Consider the following 280-nt stretch of genomic DNA (forward strand, 5'->3'; position numbering starts at 1 on the left):
CAAGGGATTTAAAATCCCTCGGCGTTCGCGCTGTGCCGGTTCAAGTCCGGCCTGGGGCACCATCTATCTTGTTTCTACTTCTTAAGTAGAGTGATAAACAAAGAGTTGTTCTCTTAAATCACTATTAAAGGCGCCTTGGCAGAGTGGCTATGCAGCGGATTGCAAATCCGTGGACCTCGGTTCGACTCCGGGAGGCGCCTCCATTCTTTCTCTTAGTTTGATAAGTTAAGATAGATTCGAATGAAATTGCGATACTAGCTCAGTTGGTAGAGCGCAACCT

General features: G+C 47.1%; 1 tRNA gene. It reads left to right on the plus strand.

The window, feature by feature from the left end:
• Positions 1-129: 129 nt before the first annotated feature.
• Positions 130-203 (plus strand) — tRNA-Cys (locus A3712_RS19890).
• Positions 204-280: the final 77 nt, after the last annotated feature.

This window comes from Vibrio sp. HI00D65 (assembly GCF_001635455.1).
GTDB lineage: Bacteria > Pseudomonadota > Gammaproteobacteria > Enterobacterales > Vibrionaceae > Vibrio.